Origin of the sequence: Nocardia vulneris, from assembly GCF_001613425.1 — a bacterium.
Taxonomy (GTDB): Bacteria; Actinomycetota; Actinomycetes; order Mycobacteriales; family Mycobacteriaceae; genus Nocardia; species Nocardia vulneris.
The window spans coordinates 128,635-147,991 of the sequence record NZ_BDCI01000047.1 but is presented as its reverse complement, the minus strand read 5'-3'; the positions used below and the strand labels follow the sequence as shown (position 1 = coordinate 147,991).

The following is a 19,357-nucleotide window of genomic DNA, read 5'->3' as shown; positions in this document are numbered from 1 at the left end:
GTACGGCCCTGCTATGGAGCTTTCGGAAGATTTCGAATGGCAGGGGCGGCGGATCTCGTGGGGGAGCGCGGGGCGGGGGCCCGCGGTGGTGTTCTGTCACGGCACACCGTTCTCGTCGGTGCTGTGGCGGCCGTTCGCCGAGGCGCTGACCGACGACTTCACCGTCTACCTCTGGGATATGCCCGGCTATGGCGCGTCGTCGAAGCGATCCGAGGACCCGGTCGATTTCGGCAGTCAGGCGCTGGCGTTCGCCGCGCTGCTCGACTACTGGCAGATCGACCGGCCGCATGTCGTCGCGCACGATTTCGGCGGTGCGGTGTCGCTGCGCACGCACCTGGTCGGCGGGGTGCCGTATGCCTCACTACTGCTCGTCGACGTCGTCGCGATCCCGCCGAGCGGTTCCCTCGCCGACGAGCGGCGCGCCTGGCTTCCGCGCGCCGACTGAGGCGTCCGCCGATCGACGGACTAGCCAAGTTTGCTTAGTCGACCAGCTGCGGCTACGCTTCCTTTGCTAGCCAATTTTGGCTAGTAATCGAGCATCGCAGCGAAGGATGTGCCGACATGGCCGGAGAGATCATTACCCCGCTGTTGCCCTGCGTGGACATCGACGAGATGGGCGAGTTCTACCGAATGCTCGGCTTCGAGCAGACCTACCGCCAGGCCCGGCCCAATCCCGCCATCGGGATGCAGCGCGAAGACATCGGGTTGCAGTTCTTCGGGATGCCCGGCTTCGTGCCCGCCGACTCCTACGGGTCGTGCGTGGTGCAGGTACCCGATATCGGCGCACTGTTCGACTCGTTCGCGGCCGGAATGCGGGCGAAGCACGGCAAACTGCTGGTCGCCGGGACGCCGCGGATGACCCGTCCCCGAAGGCGCAAGAACACCGACAATCTCACCGGTTTCCTTGTGGTCGATCCGGGCGGGAACTGGATCCGCTTCTTCCCGATGCGCGCCACCGATGCGGCGGGCCCGACGTCGAAACTCCGCAAGGCGATCGATGATGCTGTGGTACAGGCGGATTCGCGCGGCGAGGACGCGCAGGCGGCGAAGATCCTCGATGCGACGTTGCGGCGCACCGAAGCCGGCGCGACGACCGTCGATCTGGTCGATGCGCTCGTCTATCGGGCCGAACTCGCTGTGCGCCTGGATGATCCGGCCCATGCCGACGCGCTGCTCACCCGGATCGCAACCGTCCCGCTGACCGGCGCGGACCGCGCGGCGCTCGCCGACGCCCTGGCCGGTGTCGCGGAGCTGCACCGTATTCTGGCCGCGTGGCGAGCCGATCAGTGACCCGCTCCCGGCGCGAAAGGTAGGACCGATGTCGGCAGTTCGGCTCTTGGTGCTCGGCGCGGTGCGGCGGCGCGGGCGAGCACACGGCTATCAGGTCCGGGCCGATCTGGAATCCTGGGGCGCCCACGAATGGGCCGGCGTCAAATCCGGCTCGGTGTATCACGCGCTCAAAGCGATGACCGCCGAACAGCTGCTGATCGCGCACGAAACCACCGCGAGCACCACCGGTGGTCCGCCGCGCATCGAATACGAGACCACCGACGCCGGGCAGCAGGCCTATCTCGGTCTGCTGCGCGCGGCGCTCGCCCAGCGCGATCCGCGGCTGGACGTGCTCGCCGCCGCGGTCGGGCTGATCGACGATCTGCCGCGCGCGGAGGCCATCGATCTGCTCCGGCAGCGCGCCGAGCAGATGGCACGGTGGCGCGCGAGCATCACCGAACACCTCTCGCCCGGTACCGATCTCGATACCTGGGGCCCGGTCGGCGAGGTGCTCGGTCTGTGGCTGCACACGGCGGACAGCCGCGCCGAATGGACCCAGCGCCTGATCGACCGCTTGACCGCCGGCGCCTTCGAGATGGCCGACGAACGCTGAGCAGGCGCGGGGTACAGATCTGCGGGACCCGGGCGCGCGCTGGTAGAACTGGAGCGTGGTCAGTCAGCCGGTTCGCAGCGCCGCCGAGTGGACGGCAGGGGATATCGCCGGAGTGCTGGCGCAGGCTTGCCCGGCGGCCCGGGTGACCTCGATCCGGCCTGGCCCGCCCAGCTACAGCAACTGTCTCTGGCTGGCCGAGACCGTCGACGGCCGGTTGCTCGTGCGCATTCCCGGGCGCAGCACCGATCCGGAGTATGTCCGCGCCACGGTGACGGCGACTCGCCTGGCGAGCGAGGCCGGCGTGCCGACGGTGCACTATCACGAATTCGTGCCGCACACCCCGCTCGGTCTGCCGGTGACCATTCAGGAATACCTGCCCGGCGAGAGCGGGACCGCCGCGCTACGCGCGGACCGGGCCGATCTGCGCCTGCTGGCGAGCACGCTCGGCGACTGGCTGGGCACCCTGCACGGCATTCGGCGCGAAACCTTCGGCGCGGTCACCGGTTCGGCGAAACGGACGACCTGGGCGGCGGCTGCCACCGATCAGGTCGAGGCCGCGCTGCGCGCGGTTCCCGAAGCGGCGCTGCCCGCCACTCCCGCGACGATCGCTGCTGCTTTCGCTCGCGTCATCGCCGAACTCGGCACCGGCGAGCCCGCCTCGCTCGTGCACGGCGATCTGTACCTGGACAACATGCTGGTCGACAACGGTGCGCCCGCGGCACTGCTCGACTTCGAACATGCGCACTACTACGACAGATTCGCCGATTTCGGCAAGCTCAGCGAGCTGCTGTTCGAATGGTGGCCGGGGGCGCAAGAGCCGTTCCTGGAGTCGTACCGCGACCATTTCCCGCCGGACCCGGCCGACGCGGTGCGGTTGCGGCTGGGCGTCGGCTTGTACGCGCTGAACCAGACCGCGTATTTCGCGCGCTGGCAACCGGAACTGGTGGGGGAGTATCGGGCGCGGCTCGGTCAGTGGCTGGCCGCCGGGTAGTCAACTCGCCCGGGGATGGATGGGCCGGACGCCGGCGAGGGCGCGCAGGGCGTCGGCGCGGGAGATGGGCTGGTCGTCGGCGAGCGCGGCGAGTTCCACGGCGAGCCAGTCCCGGATGAGTTCGCTCATGGTGACGCCGCGGCGGCGCGCCTCGGCCTTGATGGACTGATCCATATCGAGCGGAATGCGCAGCGAGCGCACCACCATGATGTCCTCACCGGGCGCGAGCGGACGCGGCACCTCGGCCTCGTGCACTGGTTGGTCGTCGAACACGAGGCTGTCCATCAGTTCGTCCACCCCCTGCGGGGTGGCCGGGAAGTTGTTGTCGCCCATCACTGGTTCTCCTGTTCCCATTTTTCGAACTCGGTTACCTGCTCCGGGCTCATCGGGCGAGCGGCGACGATCTGCCATTGCCAGGACTCGGCCTGCCGCAAACCGACGATCAGCGGCCGGCCTGCCGCGGTACGGCCCCAGATGGTGAGCAGCTGGATGCCTTCGACGCCGCGACCACGGCGTGGCCATCGTCGTTGTCTGGTCAGCACCTGCATCACCTCGTCCGGCGTGATCCCGATGAGCATGTCCAGCGCCCAATCAGGCCACTCGAAACCCACAGACGACATAATACGCGCGTAGTACGCCGAAAGGGAGCGAGCTACCCGGGACGACGAGCGTGGCGAGATTCAGGGCCGGATCGCGGTCACCAGGCGTACCAGCGTGGGCAGCACCGGTGCGTCCGAGGTGGGCGAGCCGATGTCCCGGCCGACCGCGGCCAGGTAGTCCGGCAGGGTGCGACCCGCCGTGTGCCAACCGTGCGCGCCGAACCACTGCGCCGCGTCACTGCGCTGTTCGTTGTAGATCAGGTGCACCCAGTCGGCGCCGCCGTTCAACGGAAGTTCCGGTTGCTCAGCGAGTGCGGCGCGGGTCGGTTCGGGTACGACGTCCAGTTCCTCGATGGCGATCCGGCTGCCGGGAGCGCTGATCAGGATGATGTGCTCGAAAAGCTGATCCACCGCGACGGCGGGCAGATAGGGCAGCAGCCCCTCCACCAGCCACGCGGTCGGGGCGGTCACGTCGAAACCCTTCGCGCGCAACGCCTTCGGCCAGTCCTCGCGCAGATCGACCGGCACCTCGCGACGTTCGGCGCGCGGCTCGTCGCCGTGGGCGGCCAAGGTCTGCTGTTTGAACGCCAGCACGCTGGGCTGGTCCAGTTCGTAGACGACGGTGCCGTCGGGCCAGGGCAGCCGATAGGCGCGCGCGTCGAGACCGGCGGCCAGGATGACGACCTGCCGGACCCCGGCCGCGGACGCCGCGGCGCAGTAGTCGTCGAAATACTTGGTCCTGGCTTCCAGGAAGGTCTGGAAGACCTCGCCGAATCCGGGTGCGAGCAGCGGCTGGTCCGGAGCTTTGCCGTCGAGCAGGTCCGCCCATTCCGCGCCGGCGGCGCGGAGGAAGATCTCGGCGAACGGATCGACCGCCAACGGGTCGGGCCGCCGACCGGCGAGTGCGCGGGCCGCGGCGACGAACAACGCGGTGGATCCGACGCTGGTGGTGATGTCCCAGGTATCTCCCTCGGTACGCACGATCGCCAAGGTACCTCCCGAATGGAAATAGTGCACTACTCGGTCTGTTATCCGCCGGGGCGGCGGAAATCCACCTGCGCCGGGCGCGCGGGCACTGGTAGAACTTGTCGCGTGGTTTACGTCGAGATCCCGCTGACCGAGGACATCAGGGCGGCCGTCGCGGCCGAATGGGGGCACAAGGGCGACGGCGTACGGCTTTTCGGCGGCGAGGAGTCCGCCGCCTACCGGGTGGGCGACGTGGTCGTCCGGATCGGCCCGCAGGACCGCGATCCGGCGCAGCTCGAATGGTGCCACGGCATCGCCGTCGCCGCTGCCCGCGAGGTTCCGGAGGCGGTCGCGCCGCTGGCGCGTGCCGACGGTTCGACCGTGTACGTGGTGGCGGGTCGCCCGATCACGGTGTGGCCCTTCATCGAAGGCGAGTGGGCCAGTAGCGAGGATCCGGTGCAGCGCGAGGAGGCGGCAGTGCTGCTGGCGCGGGTGCACCGCGCACTGGCCGGGCACCGCCCGCCACCGCGGCCGACCCGATCGTTCCTGGAGATCGGACTGGACGGCGCGCCGTCGGCGGAACTACCGGACCCCGACCTGGACCGCTGGCTCGCCGACTTCACCCGAACCGCGCGTCCGCAGCCGCTGCACGGTGACTACTACGAGGGCAACCTGCTCTCGCGCGCCGGTCACGTCACCGCGGTGCTCGACTGGGACGAAGCGCTGGTCGCCCCGCCCGAGGTCGAACTGGCTTCGGCCGCATTGGAATTCGGTGACGAGTACGGGCGCGATCTGACCGCCGTCCGAGCATTCGTCGAGGCCTATCACGCGGCGGGCGGCACCGCCGTCCCCTTCGACGATGTAGCCCTGGCGCAGCTGATGCGGCACCGCCTACGCAGAGAGGCGGTCTATTTCGGCCTCGCGGTCGCCCGCGGTGTCGAGCACGACGCGGACGACCTCGAGTACCACCGCGAGCGGATCGCCGCCTTCCATCGACTCCGCCCCTGAGCGCTCAGCGCGGCCGGTGCGCGGACCTGGGGACGTCGGGCCGGGTCTGCCACGGGTGCGGCCCGTCGAGCGGGCGATACTCCACCCCGAGGGCGTCGAGGCGAGGGAGATGGTGCTCGCGGAGCCGGGCCAGGAACTCGGCGAGGTCGCGATCGGCTGGGCTCCAAGCGGTTTCGGCGATCGCGCAGAGCCGCGGGAAGGCCGCGTAGTCGACCCGGCGCACGGTGTCCAGGTGCTCGCTCCAGATCTGGGCTTGCAGGCCGATGACGCCGGGTCCGGTGTAGGCGGGTTCGTAGCTGTACATGTCTTCGAGCGTGCGCAGATAGCCGACCGGGATCGGTTCGTCCGGGTGATCGGATTGCCGATGATCGAGGTAGACCTGATCTTCCGGGCACAGCACGACCTCGTGGCCCGCCTTGGCGGCCCGCTCGGCCGCGGCCTCGTCGCGCCAGGCCCCGATCACCATCGGCGGCAGGTCGCCGGCGTCGAGGACCTCGTCCCAGCCGAGTGCCCGTCGCCCCTGGGCCGTCAGATAGGCGGCCAGGTCGGCGACGAAACGACCGTGCGCCGGGGTCGCGCCGGGCACCTCGTCACCACCGAGACCGATGACCGGTGCGGGGAAGAGGGTCAGCACATGGTCGAAGACGCGGCGGAAGAACGCCATGGTGTCCGGTGCCGGATCGAGCAGCGGGCTGCTGACGCCCCACGACGTCCATACCTCCCACTGCTTTTCGGGATCGGGGCCGAGTTCGGGATAGGCGGCGAGCAGCGCCCGCGCATGACCGGGCACGTCGATTTCCGGCACCACGGTGATCGCGCGTTCCGCGGCGTAGGCCACGATCTCCCGGAGATCGTCGTCGCTGTAGTAGCCGCCGTGCGGGCGTCCGTCCCGTTCCGGGCCGTCGTGCCTGCCGACCATCGATCCGCTTCGCCACGAAGCGATCTCGGTCAATCGCGGGTAGCCCGGCACCGCGAATCGCCAGCCCTGGTCGTCGGTCAGGTGCAGGTGTAGGACGTTGAGTTTGTGCGCGGCCTGCAGGTCGAGGAACCGCAGCACCTCGGCCTTGGTCCGGAAGTTCCGGGCGACGTCGAGCAGGCAACCGCGCCAAGCGAAGCGCGGATAGTCTTCGACGACACCGCACGGCACCGACAGCTCCCGTCCGCCGATCGGGGCGGCCCGCAACGCTTCCGGGCCGGCGAGCTGGCGCAGCGTCTGCTCGCCGTAGACCCGGCCCGCGTGATCCGCGGCCGTGAGCGTGATGCTGTCCGGGGTGATCTCCAGCCGGTAGCCCTCGGCCGGAAGATCTGTGCCGCTACGGATATCGACCGCGGCGGGCCATGGACAGGTGCCGGGCATCGGGGTCGCCGAGACCGGCCGGGGGAGCAGGGTGTCGAAACCGGGCATGTCAGCCTTTCACCGCTCCGCCCAGACCCGAGACCAGCTTGCGCTGCACCAGGATGAACAGGACGAGAGCCGGAATTGTCATCAGGGTGGAGGCGGCCATCACCGCGCCCCAGTCGGTGTCCTCGGGCTTGAAGAAGACCAGGATCGCCTGCGGCAGTGTCTGATTCTCGGTCTTGGAGATGATGAACGTTTTCGCGAACAGGAAGTCGTTCCACGCGTGGATGAACGACAGCACGCTCACCGAGACGAGACCGGGTGCGACGAGCGGCAGCAGGATCTGCCACGCGAACCGGATCCGGCTCGCCCCATCGAGTTTGGCGGCCTCCTCCAGCTCGTCCGGTATCGCGGCGACGAAACCGCGCAGCAGCCAGATCGCCAGCGGCAGGCTGAACACCAAGTCCACCAGCATGATCGAGCCGAGTTCGTTGAGCCCGAGCGCCGGCACCGTGCCGCCGATCTCGCGCATCAGGAAGAACAGCGGAATCGTCAGCGCCTCTACCGGCACCATCTGCGCGACCAGGATCATCACCAGCAGCACGGTGCGGCCGCGGAAACGGAACCGGGTGAGTGCCACCGCGGACAGGAACGACAGCAGCAGCGACAACAGCACCACCACCACGGCAATCAGCAAGCTGTTCAGGAAGAAGCGGCCGAAGCCGTTCATCGAGAGCACCCGGCTGAAACTGTCCAGACTCGGCGCGAGAGTCCACGGCTTGGGATCGGCCGATTGGATCTCACCCGGCGGCTTGATCGCCGAGAGCACCATCCAGTACAGCGGGAAGGCGACCAGGCCCGCGATCACCACCGTGACTGCTTCGGCGATCAGGCGGCCCGGTTTGCGCGGGGTGCGGCGCACCTTGGTCGTCACGCCCACTTCGTGCTCCTGCGCTGGGACCGGACGTAGAGGCCGGTGATCGACAACAGCAACAGCGTCATCAGGACTCCGATCGCGGAGCCGAGCCCGTATTCCTGCCCGGCGAAAGCTTTTTGGTAGGCGTAGACGTTGAGCACCAGGTTCCGCCCGGCCACGCCGCCGCCATTGGTCATCACGTAGATCTGGGTGAACACCTTGAAGTCCCAGATGATCGACTGCACCGTCGCGATCAGCAGCAGCGGGCGCAGCATCGGCAGGATCACCGAGCGGGCCGAGCGCCACGCGGACGCGCCGTCCAGCGCCGCGGCTTCGAGCACTTCTTCCGGGATGGCCTTGATACCCGCGTACATCGTCACCATGACGAACGGGAACGAGCACCAGATCACCTCGGCGGCAACCACACCGAACGCGCTGAGGGTGCCGAAGGTCCACGAGTGGCCTTCCATCGAGCGCAACCCGAGGCCGGACAGCGCCTCGTTCACCACACCGAAGTCGGTGTCGAACAGGAACAGCCAGACATAGGAGCCTGCCATGGCCGGGGTCGCCCAAGCGCCGAGCGCCGCGAGGAACAGCAGCATCCGCGGCAGCGGCCGGACCCGGGTGGCGAGCACCGCCAGCGCCGTGCCCACCACCAGCCCGCCGATCACGCAGACCCCGCCGAACACGAAGGTGTTGGCGAGCACGATCCAGAACTGACTGTCGGCGAGCAGTTCTCGATAGTTGCCCAGGCCGACGAACTCCAGCGGTGCGGCGCCCGTCGCCTGCGCCTGCCCGTAGTCGTAGAACGAGATGAGCACGATCTGATAGATCGGGTACACCAGCACCGCGGCGAGCAGCAGGCCCGCGGGCGCGAGATAGAGCCAGGCGGCGATCGTGTCCCGGCGCAGCCTGCGTGGTTTCGGCGCGATTCGCGGCGCCGGCGCGGTGGTCGGTAGTTCTCGAATAGCCATGTGTGCCTACCTGAATGCCTTGTTCATCACGGCGGCGGCCGCGTTGAGCGCCGCTCCCGGGGCCTTGCTGCCCGTGGCGATCTGCTGCACCGTGGTCGGCAGCACGTTCTGGCTGTCGATCTTGGACCAGCCCGGGGTGCTCGGCACGAACTTCGTTCCGGCACTGAGTGACTCGACGAACGGGGCGAGGAACGGGTCGTTCGCCGCGAGCTGCCGCTGCACGCCGGCCAGGGTCGGCAGGTTGCCCATCGCGCGGTACATCTTTTCCTGATACCGTGCCCCGCCCAGCAATTCGATGAAATCGCGGGCGAGGCCGCGGTGCTTGCTCGCCCGGAACACGCCGAGCAGATTGCCGCCCGCGAACGCCGGTGCGACCGAACCGCTTTGGACGCCGGGCAGCGGAACCACCGCGTACTTGCCCTTGGCCGCGCCCTGCTCGACCGCCTTGCGGTTGAAGTCGCCGCCGATCGTCATCGCGGCCTTGCCGCCCGCGAACGCTTGGACACTCTGCGTCCCGGTGAAATCGACGCACTGGGCGGGCGGGCAGATGTCGTCGCGGATCAGCTCCGCGTAGCGGGTGACGCCTTCCTTCGCCCGATCGGAGTTGATCGTCGAATTCCACATCGTGCCGTCGTACTCGGCGATCTCGCCGCCGTGTGCCCACAGGAACGGCAGCATCGCGTAGGTGTACTTGCCGCCCACCGAAATCCCGTACAGCTCAGGCTTGGCCGCGCGGATGCGCCGCGCGGTCTCGGTGAGTTCGGCCAGTGTGCCCGGCGGTCGCAGGCCGAGTTCGGCGAAGATGTCGGTGCGGTAGTACAGCGCCCGGATGCCCGTGTACCAGGGCAGGCCGTAGACCTTGCCGCCCGATTTCGCGGTGTCCAGCACCGAGGGCACCAAGTCCTTGCTCTCCGGCCAGTTCGCGAGATCGGCGGTGAGATCGGCGAACGCGCCGCTCACCGCGTAGCCCGCGAGGTCGGTATTGCCGAACTCGGCGACGTCGGGCGCGCTGGCCGGATCGTTGAAGGCGCCGGCGAACTTCTCCGCGCGGGCCGCGACCGGCACCCACTGCACGTCGACCCGTACCTCGGGTCTGGTCGCGGTGAATTCCGCGATCGCCTCGTTGATCACGGCTTCTTTCGGCGCGCGCGTCGCCTCGTCGAAGAGCCAGACGCGCACGGTCCCGGTCTGCTCGTCGCCGCCGGTCCCAGCCGGATCGGACTGTACCGGTGCGCATCCCGCGAGCAGCAGGACCGCGGCCGCACCGATGAGCGCTCGTTGTACTTGCCCGCCAACGGGTTTGGGCCGGAGCCTGCGGTGCACCATCGATTTCCTTCAGAGAGCCACTTCATCATGTTGCAATATATGCAACGCATATTGCGTTGTGTGCCACAATGTTTAGCACCAACGTGGGTCACATTCAAGGGGTTGATGTGACCCAGATCGCACACGCCGGGTGCTGCCGCGGCGCGGCGAAAGGGTTTCGGCGACGGCGTGCGCGGGATTCGCGGAGTTGTCGCCCGGGCTTCCGGTCGGCTCGCGCGGCGGTGGCGGGGTCATTGTTCGTCGCCTGCGTTTCGTGAACTCCGGCGCGGTAGGAACTCCGCGATTCCGTGTCGGTTCGCATGTTTCTCGGCGATAACGGAGGATGCCGTCACGCGCCGTGTATCCGCGCGATAGGGAATCGGCGGCGAGGTGCTAAATGGTGCGGGATCAGCCATTTGCTACTGAATCGCTACGCCCGCCGTCGTGGTAACAGTTCGGTAACGGTGCGATATATGGGCGCCTGGCCAGGTCTAATGTTCCACCCTAGCTCTTGCTATGGTGCCAGTGCCGTGAGTATCCGGCCGCTCGAACATACGCTCGGAAATAGGTTGTCACCGACTCTGACCGGGAAAGTGAAGCGAGATGGCTCAGGAATTGCTCGTCGCTATCGGTGCCGCGACGATTGCCGTATCGATATTCGTCGTCGGCGATATGTTGCGGCCGAACACGTGGCGGCATGTCAGCGACGAATCCGCGAGCACACTCGCGCTCGACCTGGCCAAGACGTTCTTCACCGCGGTCGTCGCGTTCGTCTTCGTGACGTGCTGGCAGCAGAATCAGAACGCCTATGCCCACACCATCACCGAGTCGAAGGGGCTCGTCGATACCTACTGGGCGGCGAAGGCCATGCCGGAGCCGGAGCAGCGCAGGCTCGAGGCCCAGCTGCGCGCCTACACCGATCAGGTCATCGGTCAGGAGTGGCCGATGATGGAGAACGAGAACCGGCTGAGCCCGGCCACGGGCGCGACGCTCAACGCGCTGCGGGCCGAGGTGGTGTCGCTGCATTCGACCGACCCGGCCGTGACCGAGGCCAGATCCCGCGCGCTCGCCGGCATCGATCGGGTCACCCAGGCCCGGCACGACCGAGCCATCGATGCGCAACGTCGCATCCCCGAATTCCTGTACATCACACTGCTTCTGGGCGCCATCATGGTGATGCTGAACCCGGTGCTGTCCGGTATGCAGGTCACCTGGCGCAGTATCGCGATGACCGCGCTGCTCGGGTTGGTGATCGGCGGCGTCCTGCTCGCCATCCACGACCTGGAGCGGCCGTTCGCGGGCGCGATCCGGATTCCGCAGGACGCGTTCACCTACGTCCAGTCCCACTACGAGGGCACCGTACGCGGGCCGGAGCGGCAATGAGCGTTGCGCCGCCGGATCGCCCCCACCGGGGCGGGCATTTCCTTAGTGGTGCAAGGGCTTTCGTAGTACTGAGCGCGTTCCTGTCGGTAGCGGTACTGTGCGCCGGGCCCGCGGTCGCCGAGGATGTGGTGCCGGGTCCGTTCTTCGGCGAGGTGGCCACCGGCAGTGCCGCGGGGGTCGCGCAGGAATCGGCCACGACGGGTGGTGTGGCCCCGCAGCCCGGTGTGCACCCGGACCCGCACGAGGCCGGGACCGGCAGCGCAGACCCGCAGTTCGCGGAGTCCGGAAGTGCTGCAACCGGAATCGAGCTCGCGCTGGAGCCGCCGCTGCCGCCTTCCGTCGGTCGGCCGCTCGAACTCGAGGCGGTGGCCGAGGCCGGGGACGAGATCGGGGCCGGTCCGGCGGAGCTGGCGACTCCCGTCCTGCTGGGTCTGGAGGCGGGCAGCGCCGCGCCGTGCGCGGGGAGTTCGACGGTGAGCAGCGGGGCGACCGTGCTCGGGTTGGCGACGGGATCCGCGCTGATCGGGCCGGGCATGATCGGCCCGGGTTCCAGCGGCTCCGCGATCGGCAGCGCCGTCGTGGGTTCGAGTGTGACCGGGCTCGGTAGCGCCGCGCTCGGCTCCAGCGGCTCGGCGCTCGGTGGCAGCGTGGTCGGCGGACTGCTCAGCGGAAGTGCGGCGACGAGCTGTCTGCTCGCGATTCCGGCCGGCTCGCCACCCATCCCGGCGTTCCCGCCGCTGCTCATTCCGCTGTCGCTGGTACCGGCCGTCCCAGGGGTGCCCGCGCCGGTGCCGGTGGCCGCGCCGGTGGCAGCGCCGGTTCCGGCTCCGGCCGCCCCGGTCGCCGCGGTTCCGTACAGTCCGGTCGAGATCATCCCCGATCCGTTCGGCTGGGATACCCTCGAGCTGGTCACCTTCCTCGTGGTGATCGTGCTGGTGTCGTCCGCCTCGTCGGCGGCCGCCGCGCGCAAGCGCAAACCCTGAACCTACGGTGGCGTAACGTAGCCTCGCCCGGCGTCGATAGTCCGCTTGTGCGCGCCTACCTCCGACCTCTGCTCGGCGGGTGTGCGGCCTTTCTGCTCGTATTCGTCGCGTTGTTCGTCGTGCGGTGGGACGACCGGCAGATGGAGCCGCTGCCCCCGGTCTCGACGCCGCTGACCGCCGTCGTCGGTCAGTTGCCGGCGAGTACGGTCCCCACGACCACCCCGGCTCGGCACTAGCTCAGCGGCTCATCTCGAAATCTGTTGCGCGGGCGGCGGATTGCCTCGTTCGCCGGCGCCTGCGATACCAGAACGTCCATGCCGCGAGAATGGCGAGCAATACCAGTTCGACGGTGGGGGAGAGTCCGGCGACCACCGGGATGAGCAGGAGAAAGACCAGGCACACGCGGACCAGCGCCTCGGCGGTCAGGGTCACGCCCCACACCAGCGTTTGCCTACGGTGGCTGCGGAGATAGCCGGTGTCGCTGCGTGTTTCGCCGTGCAGGCGCTGCGCCAGATAGGCGGTGGCCGGCGTGCCGGTCAGGCAGCTGCCGAGGAACAGTGCGCCCGCGACGGCGCTGATCACCGGATCGCGCAGCAGTACCAGCCGGGCGTCCTCGGTCGCGGCGGCCATGGCCAGCATCAGCGCGTAGGTGCCCAGCATCGTCGCGGCGAGTGCGTCCATCCGGCGGGTCCGGATCACTCCGACGAGCACCCACAGCGCGGCCACCACCGTTGCTGTGACGAGCGAGCCGACCACGCCGACCCCCGCCGCCTGGGTGAGATAGAACGCGGCGGGCGAGATGCCGAGATCGCCCACGAGCCACGCTGTTCGGACGGCCCTGCTCACTGTGCCCCGCTGCGTGCCGGATCGGGTACCTGCCTTGTCGCGCAATGGATATTGCCGCCGCCGAGCAGCAGTTCGCGGGTCGGCAGCAGGATCGGCGTACGGGTGGGGAACAGGTCGCCGAAAAGGGCGGCGGCTGCGTCGTCGGTGGCCGGATCGAGCTGCGGAATCAAGACGGCGCCCTCGATCAGATGAAAATTGAGGTAGGAACCGGCGAGTCGGTTGCCGGTCTGGTCGTGCAAGGCGGCGATATCGGTGCCCGCGCTCTCGTCCGCGGTCATCGACAACGGGCCGGGAATCGGAATCTTGTGTACGGTCAACGGTTTTCCGTCCACGTCCGGCGTGCCGTCGAGCCGGGCCAGGGCCGCCGCGCTGCGCTCGAACTGCGGGTCGCGTTCGTCGTCGGTCCACGCAAGGGCCACCTCGCCCGGCGCGACGAAGCGGGCCAGATTGTCGATGTGGCCGCGGGTGCCGTCGTCGACCAGGCCGAACGGCAGCCAGATGAGTTCGCGGACGCCGAGGAACTCGCGCAATGCGGTCGCGATGGTGTCGCGATCGGGCTCCGGGTAGCGGGCCGGGTCCAGCGCGCATTCCTCGGTGACCATGCCGGTGCCGCGGCCGTCGACGTCGAGCATGCCGCCTTCGAACACGATCGGGCCGGGGTAGCGGTCCACGCGTTCCAGGTCGAGGAGCTTTCCGGCGTAGGCGTCATCGATATGCCAGTGCGGGGAGCGGTTGCCGTAGCCGTTGAACCGCCAGTCGACACCGCGCAGGCCGCCGCGATCGTCGACGACGAACATCGGTCCGGTGTCGCGCGCCCAGACATTGCTCGACGACACCTCCACCACCCGCACCGCCGCGCTCAGTGCGAGTCGCGCGTGCAGGTACTGGCTCGCGGACACGGTGACCGTCACCTGTTCGCCGGCTTCCGCGATGGTGTCGGCGAGCGTGGCCACGGTGTGCTGCGCGGGTTTGGCGCCCGCGCGCCAGAAGTAGGTGTTCTCCGGCCAGGCCAGGTAGCAGGCGGTGTTCGGTTCCCAGTCGGCGGGCAAGCGGTAGCCGTCTGTGGCGGGTGTGCTGGACACGTGGGTTCGCATAAGAGGTCCGTTTCTATGTGCGTATCGGTCCGTCGATGCACGCTACCATACGAATGTATTAGGCGTTGAAGTGCTAATATTGGTTATCGCTGGACGTTCGTATGACTGTCGGAGTGGTGTTTTCCTCGGCTGGAACGGCGGCAGGGGTTACGGTGCACTGGGACGGGTCCGCTTCGAGGTGGAACGAGAGGGGTCGAGATGGTCGAAAGCCGCACTGCCGTCGAGGGCACGGACCGGCGCAGCCAGTTGCTGGACCGGTTGGCCGACGCGATCGCCGAGGGCGGTATCGAAGGCGTCAGCATCCGCGATCTCGCCGCACGCGCGAACGTCTCGATCGGCACCGTGCAATACCACTTCTCGACGAAGACCGAACTGCTCCTCTCCGCGTGGCATCATGTGCGCGCCCAGGCCGCCGAACGGTTCCGGCAGTCCGGCGTCGCCGACCTCGCCCCCGCGGATCAGTTGCTCGGCCTCACCGAACTCCTGCTCAGCCCCACCCCCGACGACCGCCTGACCCGCGTGTGGCTGGCGCTCGTCGCCCGCGCGACCCACGACCGCGAGATCGCCGCCCTGCACCGCACCCAGTGGCGCGAAACCGAAGAGCTCCTGGCCACCGTCCTTGCCCGCGTCAACCCCGCCCGCGCCGCCGAATCCCCTGACGCCGCAGCCGAACTCCTCGCCCTCCTCGACGGCCTGGCCATCGCCACCATCACCGAACCCACCCGCATCTCCCCAGAACGAGCCCGCCGCATAGCCCGCACCTGGACCCACACCTGGACCGTCGCACCGAGCTGAGCTGCCAGCCGCAGTTCCTCTTCTTCGTATCTACTGCCTGAAATTCGGTGGCGTGGGGTTGTGGTCGGGGGAGAGGGTGGGGGTGGGAGGTTCGGATGTTGGATGGTGGGCAGGTCGAGTCGTTTGTGGCTGAGGGGTTCGTGAAGGTGGCGGGGGCGTTTTCGGGGGAGGTGGCTGCGGCGGGGCGGGAGATTCTCTGGGGGGCGAGCGGCTGTGATCCGGGGGATCGGAGTTCGTGGACGCAGCCGGTGGTGCGGGTGGGGGATCGCGGTGATGCGCCTTTTGCGGCGGCGGTGAATGCGCCCGCGCTGACGGCGGCGTTCGATCAGTTGGTGGGCGTCGGCCGGTGGTTGCCGCGAAACAGTATCGGCACGTTCCCGATTCGGTTTCCGGTCGGCGGGGCGCCGGGTGACGACGGCTGGCATATCGATGTCAGTTTTCCCGGCGATGATCCCGCCGACTACCTGACCTGGCGCGTGAATCTGTGGTCGCAGGGCCGGGCGCTGCTGATGCTGTTCCTGTTCTCGGATGTGGGGGAGCAGGACGCGCCGACCCGCATCCGGGTCGGTTCGCATCTGCGCATACCGCCACTGCTGGCGCCGTTCGGGGCGGCCGGCGCGGATCTCGCCCGATTCGACTACGCACAGGCCACGGCCGACCTGCCGGTCGCCACCGCCACCGGCCGGGCCGGCGACGTCTACCTCTGCCATCCGTTCCTGGTGCATGCCGCACAACGACATCGGGGTCACACGCCGCGTTTCCTCGCGCAGCCGCCGCTGTTGTCGCGTGGTCCGTGCGTGCTGGATCGGCCGGACGGCGACTACTCCCCGGTGGAACGGGCGATCCGGGCGGGCCTGGATACCTGACGGGCGCCCCTCTTCGGGATCTTGAAACTCAGCGCGATTCTAAAGCGTGACAACGGTTCTGCCGTGCCGGATGCTTGAGCCAGGTCAAGAGTGCCAGCGTCAAGTCCCCGGCTAGCTGGCCGGCAACCCTCCATCCGCGGCGGGGTGCCCCGGGTCAAGACCAGGCCGAGCCGCTCACCGCGGCCCGGGCAAGCGCGGGCTCCGTCGAGAACTGGGGCCCTCTCGAGAGAACTGGGGGTCGAACCATGTCTACTGGCCGAACTCTCCTCTCCTGCCTGGGCCTGTGCCCGGTCCACAGAGCGACAACCAGAGGGGAACGACATGACTACGGCCACGCCATCTCTCGGAGAACGCGTGTTGGACACCACCAGGCAGGGATTCGACCGTGCGTCCCTGACCGCACTGTTGAACGGAGACGTGCACGCTGTGCGGCTGTCGGGGTTCGTCCGGCCGGACGCGCTCGCACATCTGCGAAAGGCGTTCGTGGGCAGGCAGGACCACGGCCCGCTGGCCACCGACCCGCAGTTCCGCCGGATCGGTCACGCCTTCTCGGAGACGAGCACCGACAGCGGCCGGGCGCAGTATTTCGAGCACGCGCGGGACAATATCGAGCGCCTGCGGGAGATCGCCGCGCCGTATTCGTATCCCGCGGACGATCTTCGGCTGCTGCTCGACGAGATCTGGCCCTCCGGTGCGAGTCTGCTGCGCCAGGACGGGCAAGCCTTCTTCGCCGGTGTCGCGCGCTATCAACTCGCGGGGGTCGATCTCGAGCCGCATACCGACAATGTGAGCCGAAACCTGCCTGCGGACTTCGCGGTTCGGATCACGCGTCAGCTGTCGGTGAACGTCTACCTGGATGTGCCGGATCAGGGCGGGGAACTGGAGATCTGGGACGACTACCCGGACGAGCACGAGTACCGGGATCGTTCCGGCGATCGGGTGTACGGCATCGATCGGGCGCAGGTCGGTGCGCCCGCGCTGGTCATCACCCCGCGGGTCGGCGACGCGATCTTCATCGATCCGCGCCGCGTGCACGCGGTCGCACCGTCGCAGGATCGCCCGCGCATCACCATCGGTTTGTTCATCGGCGTGGGCGATCCGGCTGCCGCGCTGAAGGTTTGGAGCTGACGATGACGACCACCACGCTGCTCTCCGCGTCGCACAAGGCCGCCTACGATCTGCGGTCCGACGGCATCACCACCGACGGTCGCTCGACCGTGCTGCTGGTCAGCGTCGGCGCCGACTATCACGAGGGTGAAAAGCTCGCGGCCACAATAGATCTGATCAACAGGTCGAATTTCGGCCGGGTCTCGATCGCCGTCGCGGACACGCTGCAACGGCACAATCTCAGCGGCGGCACCGATATCGACCGGCATGCCCGGGCCCGCATCGCCGGCGACGAATGGATCGCCCGCAACAGCGCCCTGCTGGACCGGATCGACTGCCCCACCAACGTGTTGCGCTGGGATTTCGCGCTGTCGCATCCACGCTACGGTGACCTGTACGACGCCGTCGAGCACGCCTACGAGACCGACGCACCGTACCGGCACGCGGTCGACAGCACTATCGACCGCTTTATCGAGCGCAGGCTCAGCCGGGAACCCGACGTCGATCAGGAGTCGGTCCGGAAAGCCTGCCGCGCATACCTTTTGGAGGAATGCCCGATCATCATGCCGCTGTGGGCGCACGAGGGCTTCGATTTCGTGATCTACCCGCAGCGCATCTCGGCGGCGATGGGGCGCACCCGCGAACTGTTCGTCGTGCCGGAGCATCCGGACCGGGTCGCTTGGCTCCCTTTGCGTTTCAAGAAGCGGAAGTCGGCGTTGCACGGTGCGGCAGGGGAGGAGCAGTGACCACCGTCGAGATTCCCGCGCGGCGCCGGGTCGTCGGGTTCGGCGGCCTCGCGGTGGCGTCGTTCCTCGGCTGCATCGACCTGACGATCGTCACCACCGCGTTGCCCGCCATCGGTGCCGATCTGCACGCGGGTCCGTCGAATACCGAACTGACGCTGGGCGTTTTCCTGATGGCGCTGTCGATGTTCATGGTGACGGCGGGCCGGGTCGCCGACCGGTTCGGGCGGCGGCGGGTGCTGCTGTTCGGGCTCGCGCTGTTCGTGGTCGCGTCGGTGGGCGCGGCCGCGGCGTCGTCGATCGGTGTCTTGATCGTCGCGCGCTTCGTCCAGGGCGCGGCCTGCGCGGTGTTGTACACGAGCACGTCGACGCTGGTGGAATCGCTGTTCCCGCAAGGTGATCGGGGTAAGGCGATCGGCTGGCTGTACTCGGTGAACGGGCTCGGCCTGGCCATCGGGCCGGTGCTCGGTGGCCTGCTGGTGCCGAGCCTGGGCTGGCAGTCGATCTTCTGGATCAACCTGCCGCTGGGCCTGGCCGCGCTCGCCGCCATCGCCTTCGCGGTGCCGCCGAGCGTGCCGGACCGGACCGGCGGGACCGACTGGCCGGGGCAGGTGGCGGTCGCCTTCGCCGTCGTCTCGGCGGTCGGCATCTTCGTGCTCGGCGACCTACGCGGGTTCTCCTCGCCGTGGGTGATCGCCGCGGCCGTCGTGCTGGTTGCCGCGGTCGCCGGCGGGATCGTCGTGGAACGCCGCGCGGCGAATCCGCTGATCGACCCCGCGCTGTTCGGCAAGCGCCGATTCGTCGCCGCGATCGTCTCGGACTTCGCACTGGGTCTGTTCTATGCGTCCGCGCTGCTGGTGATTCCGACCTATCTCACCCAGGGCCGGGATTTCGATGTGCGGCAGGCGGGCTTCCTGCTGCTGCTGGTCAGCGGGACGCTGGCGCTCTCGTCCCCGGTCGCGGGCCGGTTCGTCGATCGCTTCGGGCCACCTGCGTTGCTGCCGTGGGGTTTCGGGCTGCTGGCCCTGGCCGGGCTCGGTATCGCCGTGGCGGCGTTCGGCGATGGGCTGGCGCTGCTCCTGGTCGCGCTGGTGTTGTTCGGCGCGGGCTGGGCGCTGGTGCTCGGTCCGGCGACCGTGCTCGCGATCTCGTCGGTCGAACCGACCCGCACCGGGTTCGCGGTCGGCGCCTCGTGGACGTTCCACAACCTGGGCGGCGCGATCGGCGCGGCGGTGGCCACCGTGGCTTTCGGCAACGTCGACCTGGACCTGTCGGGTGCGGTCGGCGACGCGACCGGGCGGGTGGCCGCGTTGATCGCGACCACCAGCGTGGTCGCGGCGATCGTGGTGTTGCTCCTGACCCGTGGGCGCACCGAGACACCGGCGCAGCCGGAACCTTCCGCGTCGTCCGACCCCGTTCCGGTCGAGGCGGGCACCGCGTAGGACGGATTCGGGTGCGGCGGGCGAGCGCTGCCGCACCCGAACCGGACGCGCAATCACGTAACTCGCTGCACGGAATTCGTCCGCTGTGTAGAAACAGGGGTGGGTGTACCGGATAGCG

General features: G+C 68.6%; 22 protein-coding genes and 1 riboswitch. Of the genes, 13 read left to right on the top strand and 9 right to left on the bottom strand.

Going from position 1 to position 19,357, the window contains the following annotated elements; genetic code table 11:
- The first annotated feature begins 13 nt into the window (after window positions 1-13).
- From NVU01S_RS38620 to NVU01S_RS38605, 4 genes are all read left to right on the top strand, one after another.
- Window positions 14-445: an alpha/beta fold hydrolase gene (locus tag NVU01S_RS38620; RefSeq protein ID WP_244467399.1), complete on the top strand. Its 432-nt coding sequence runs from the start codon at window positions 14-16 to the stop codon at window positions 443-445.
- Between the two features lie 116 nt (window positions 446-561).
- Window positions 562-1,290, top strand: a complete 729-nt coding sequence (locus NVU01S_RS38615; RefSeq protein ID WP_043676866.1) for a DUF8817 family protein — start codon at window positions 562-564, stop codon at window positions 1,288-1,290.
- 28 nt (window positions 1,291-1,318) lie between these two features.
- Window positions 1,319-1,882 (top strand): PadR family transcriptional regulator, encoded by a 564-nt coding sequence (locus tag NVU01S_RS38610; RefSeq protein WP_043676863.1) that lies wholly within the window; start codon window positions 1,319-1,321, stop codon window positions 1,880-1,882.
- A 55-nt stretch (window positions 1,883-1,937) separates the two neighbouring features.
- On the top strand, window positions 1,938-2,873 hold the full coding sequence (locus NVU01S_RS38605; protein ID WP_082032257.1) for a phosphotransferase family protein: 936 nt from the start codon (window positions 1,938-1,940) through the stop codon (window positions 2,871-2,873).
- On the opposite strand, the gene NVU01S_RS38600 is transcribed toward NVU01S_RS38605, so the two are convergent.
- The 3 genes from NVU01S_RS38600 to NVU01S_RS38590 are packed head-to-tail and all read right to left on the bottom strand — an operon-like array spanning window position 2,874 to window position 4,453.
- The gene (locus tag NVU01S_RS38600) at window positions 2,874-3,206 is read right to left on the bottom strand and encodes a ribbon-helix-helix protein, CopG family (RefSeq protein WP_043676857.1); all 333 of its coding nucleotides are present in this window, start codon (window positions 3,204-3,206) and stop codon (window positions 2,874-2,876) included.
- Window positions 3,206-3,493, bottom strand: coding sequence for a hypothetical protein (locus NVU01S_RS38595; RefSeq protein WP_373864243.1), 288 nt, complete (start codon window positions 3,491-3,493; stop codon window positions 3,206-3,208). Before NVU01S_RS38595 ends, NVU01S_RS38600 begins: the two co-directional genes overlap by 1 nt.
- A gap of 60 nt (window positions 3,494-3,553) precedes the next feature.
- On the bottom strand, window positions 3,554-4,453 hold the full coding sequence (locus NVU01S_RS38590) for an SAM-dependent methyltransferase (protein WP_043676923.1): 900 nt from the start codon (window positions 4,451-4,453) through the stop codon (window positions 3,554-3,556).
- Between the two features lie 111 nt (window positions 4,454-4,564).
- Here NVU01S_RS38590 and NVU01S_RS38585 point away from each other — a divergent pair, with 111 nt between their 5' ends.
- Window positions 4,565-5,446, top strand: a complete 882-nt coding sequence (locus NVU01S_RS38585) for a phosphotransferase enzyme family protein (protein WP_043676854.1) — start codon at window positions 4,565-4,567, stop codon at window positions 5,444-5,446.
- Between the two features lie 4 nt (window positions 5,447-5,450).
- Here NVU01S_RS38585 and NVU01S_RS38580 read toward each other — a convergent pair whose 3' ends face one another.
- From NVU01S_RS38580 to NVU01S_RS38565, 4 genes are read right to left on the bottom strand one after another with little or no spacing between them, the layout of a single operon-like run.
- Window positions 5,451-6,851 (bottom strand): beta-N-acetylhexosaminidase, encoded by a 1,401-nt coding sequence (locus NVU01S_RS38580; protein ID WP_043676851.1) that lies wholly within the window; start codon window positions 6,849-6,851, stop codon window positions 5,451-5,453.
- Between the two features lies 1 nt (window position 6,852).
- The gene (locus tag NVU01S_RS38575) at window positions 6,853-7,725 is read right to left on the bottom strand and encodes a carbohydrate ABC transporter permease (protein ID WP_014985904.1); all 873 of its coding nucleotides are present in this window, start codon (window positions 7,723-7,725) and stop codon (window positions 6,853-6,855) included.
- Window positions 7,716-8,675, bottom strand: a complete 960-nt coding sequence (locus NVU01S_RS38570) for a carbohydrate ABC transporter permease (RefSeq protein WP_043676848.1) — start codon at window positions 8,673-8,675, stop codon at window positions 7,716-7,718. The genes NVU01S_RS38575 and NVU01S_RS38570 overlap by 10 nt, the downstream gene beginning before the upstream one ends.
- Window positions 8,676-8,681: 6 nt before the next feature.
- Window positions 8,682-10,001: an extracellular solute-binding protein gene (locus tag NVU01S_RS38565; protein ID WP_052281016.1), complete on the bottom strand. Its 1,320-nt coding sequence runs from the start codon at window positions 9,999-10,001 to the stop codon at window positions 8,682-8,684.
- Window positions 10,002-10,583: 582 nt separating this feature from the next.
- Here NVU01S_RS38565 and NVU01S_RS38560 point away from each other — a divergent pair.
- Genes NVU01S_RS38560 through NVU01S_RS38550 form a run of 3 tightly spaced genes read left to right on the top strand, consistent with a single transcriptional unit; the run spans window position 10,584 to window position 12,582 of the window.
- Window positions 10,584-11,363 carry a bestrophin-like domain gene (locus NVU01S_RS38560; RefSeq protein ID WP_043676845.1) on the top strand — a complete coding sequence of 260 codons (780 nt, stop codon included), beginning with the start codon at window positions 10,584-10,586 and terminating at the stop codon, window positions 11,361-11,363.
- The gene (locus tag NVU01S_RS38555) at window positions 11,360-12,346 is read left to right on the top strand and encodes a hypothetical protein (RefSeq protein WP_156161780.1); all 987 of its coding nucleotides are present in this window, start codon (window positions 11,360-11,362) and stop codon (window positions 12,344-12,346) included. Before NVU01S_RS38560 ends, NVU01S_RS38555 begins: the two co-directional genes overlap by 4 nt.
- 47 nt (window positions 12,347-12,393) lie before the next feature.
- Window positions 12,394-12,582: a hypothetical protein gene (locus tag NVU01S_RS38550; protein ID WP_043676841.1), complete on the top strand. Its 189-nt coding sequence runs from the start codon at window positions 12,394-12,396 to the stop codon at window positions 12,580-12,582.
- 1 nt (window position 12,583) lies between these two features.
- On the opposite strand, the gene NVU01S_RS38545 is transcribed toward NVU01S_RS38550, so the two are convergent.
- Together NVU01S_RS38545 and NVU01S_RS38540 are read right to left on the bottom strand one after the other, a co-directional pair.
- Entirely contained in the window at window positions 12,584-13,162 is a 579-nt protein-coding gene (locus tag NVU01S_RS38545; protein WP_156161779.1) for a VC0807 family protein, read from the bottom strand.
- 26 nt (window positions 13,163-13,188) lie between these two features.
- Window positions 13,189-14,286, bottom strand: coding sequence for an agmatine deiminase family protein (locus NVU01S_RS38540; RefSeq protein ID WP_043676840.1), 1,098 nt, complete (start codon window positions 14,284-14,286; stop codon window positions 13,189-13,191).
- A 198-nt stretch (window positions 14,287-14,484) separates the two neighbouring features.
- Between NVU01S_RS38540 and NVU01S_RS38535 the strand changes: the two genes are divergently transcribed.
- The 5 genes from NVU01S_RS38535 to NVU01S_RS38515 all read left to right on the top strand — a co-directional run bounded on the left by NVU01S_RS38535 (window position 14,485) and on the right by NVU01S_RS38515 (window position 19,239).
- Window positions 14,485-15,081 (top strand): TetR/AcrR family transcriptional regulator, encoded by a 597-nt coding sequence (locus NVU01S_RS38535; RefSeq protein ID WP_052281014.1) that lies wholly within the window; start codon window positions 14,485-14,487, stop codon window positions 15,079-15,081.
- A 125-nt stretch (window positions 15,082-15,206) separates the two neighbouring features.
- A complete protein-coding gene (locus NVU01S_RS38530; RefSeq protein ID WP_280140807.1) occupies window positions 15,207-15,947 on the top strand; it encodes a phytanoyl-CoA dioxygenase family protein in 741 nt (246 codons plus the stop codon).
- 82 nt (window positions 15,948-16,029) lie between these two features.
- Window positions 16,030-16,148, top strand: a riboswitch (SAM riboswitch).
- Between the two features lie 153 nt (window positions 16,149-16,301).
- Window positions 16,302-17,075 (top strand): 2OG-Fe(II) oxygenase, encoded by a 774-nt coding sequence (locus tag NVU01S_RS38525; protein WP_043676836.1) that lies wholly within the window; start codon window positions 16,302-16,304, stop codon window positions 17,073-17,075.
- 2 nt (window positions 17,076-17,077) lie between these two features.
- Entirely contained in the window at window positions 17,078-17,800 is a 723-nt protein-coding gene (locus tag NVU01S_RS38520) for a tRNA-dependent cyclodipeptide synthase (protein ID WP_043676834.1), read from the top strand.
- A complete protein-coding gene (locus tag NVU01S_RS38515; protein ID WP_043676832.1) occupies window positions 17,797-19,239 on the top strand; it encodes an MFS transporter in 1,443 nt (480 codons plus the stop codon). Before NVU01S_RS38520 ends, NVU01S_RS38515 begins: the two co-directional genes overlap by 4 nt.
- Window positions 19,240-19,357 lie beyond the last annotated feature (118 nt).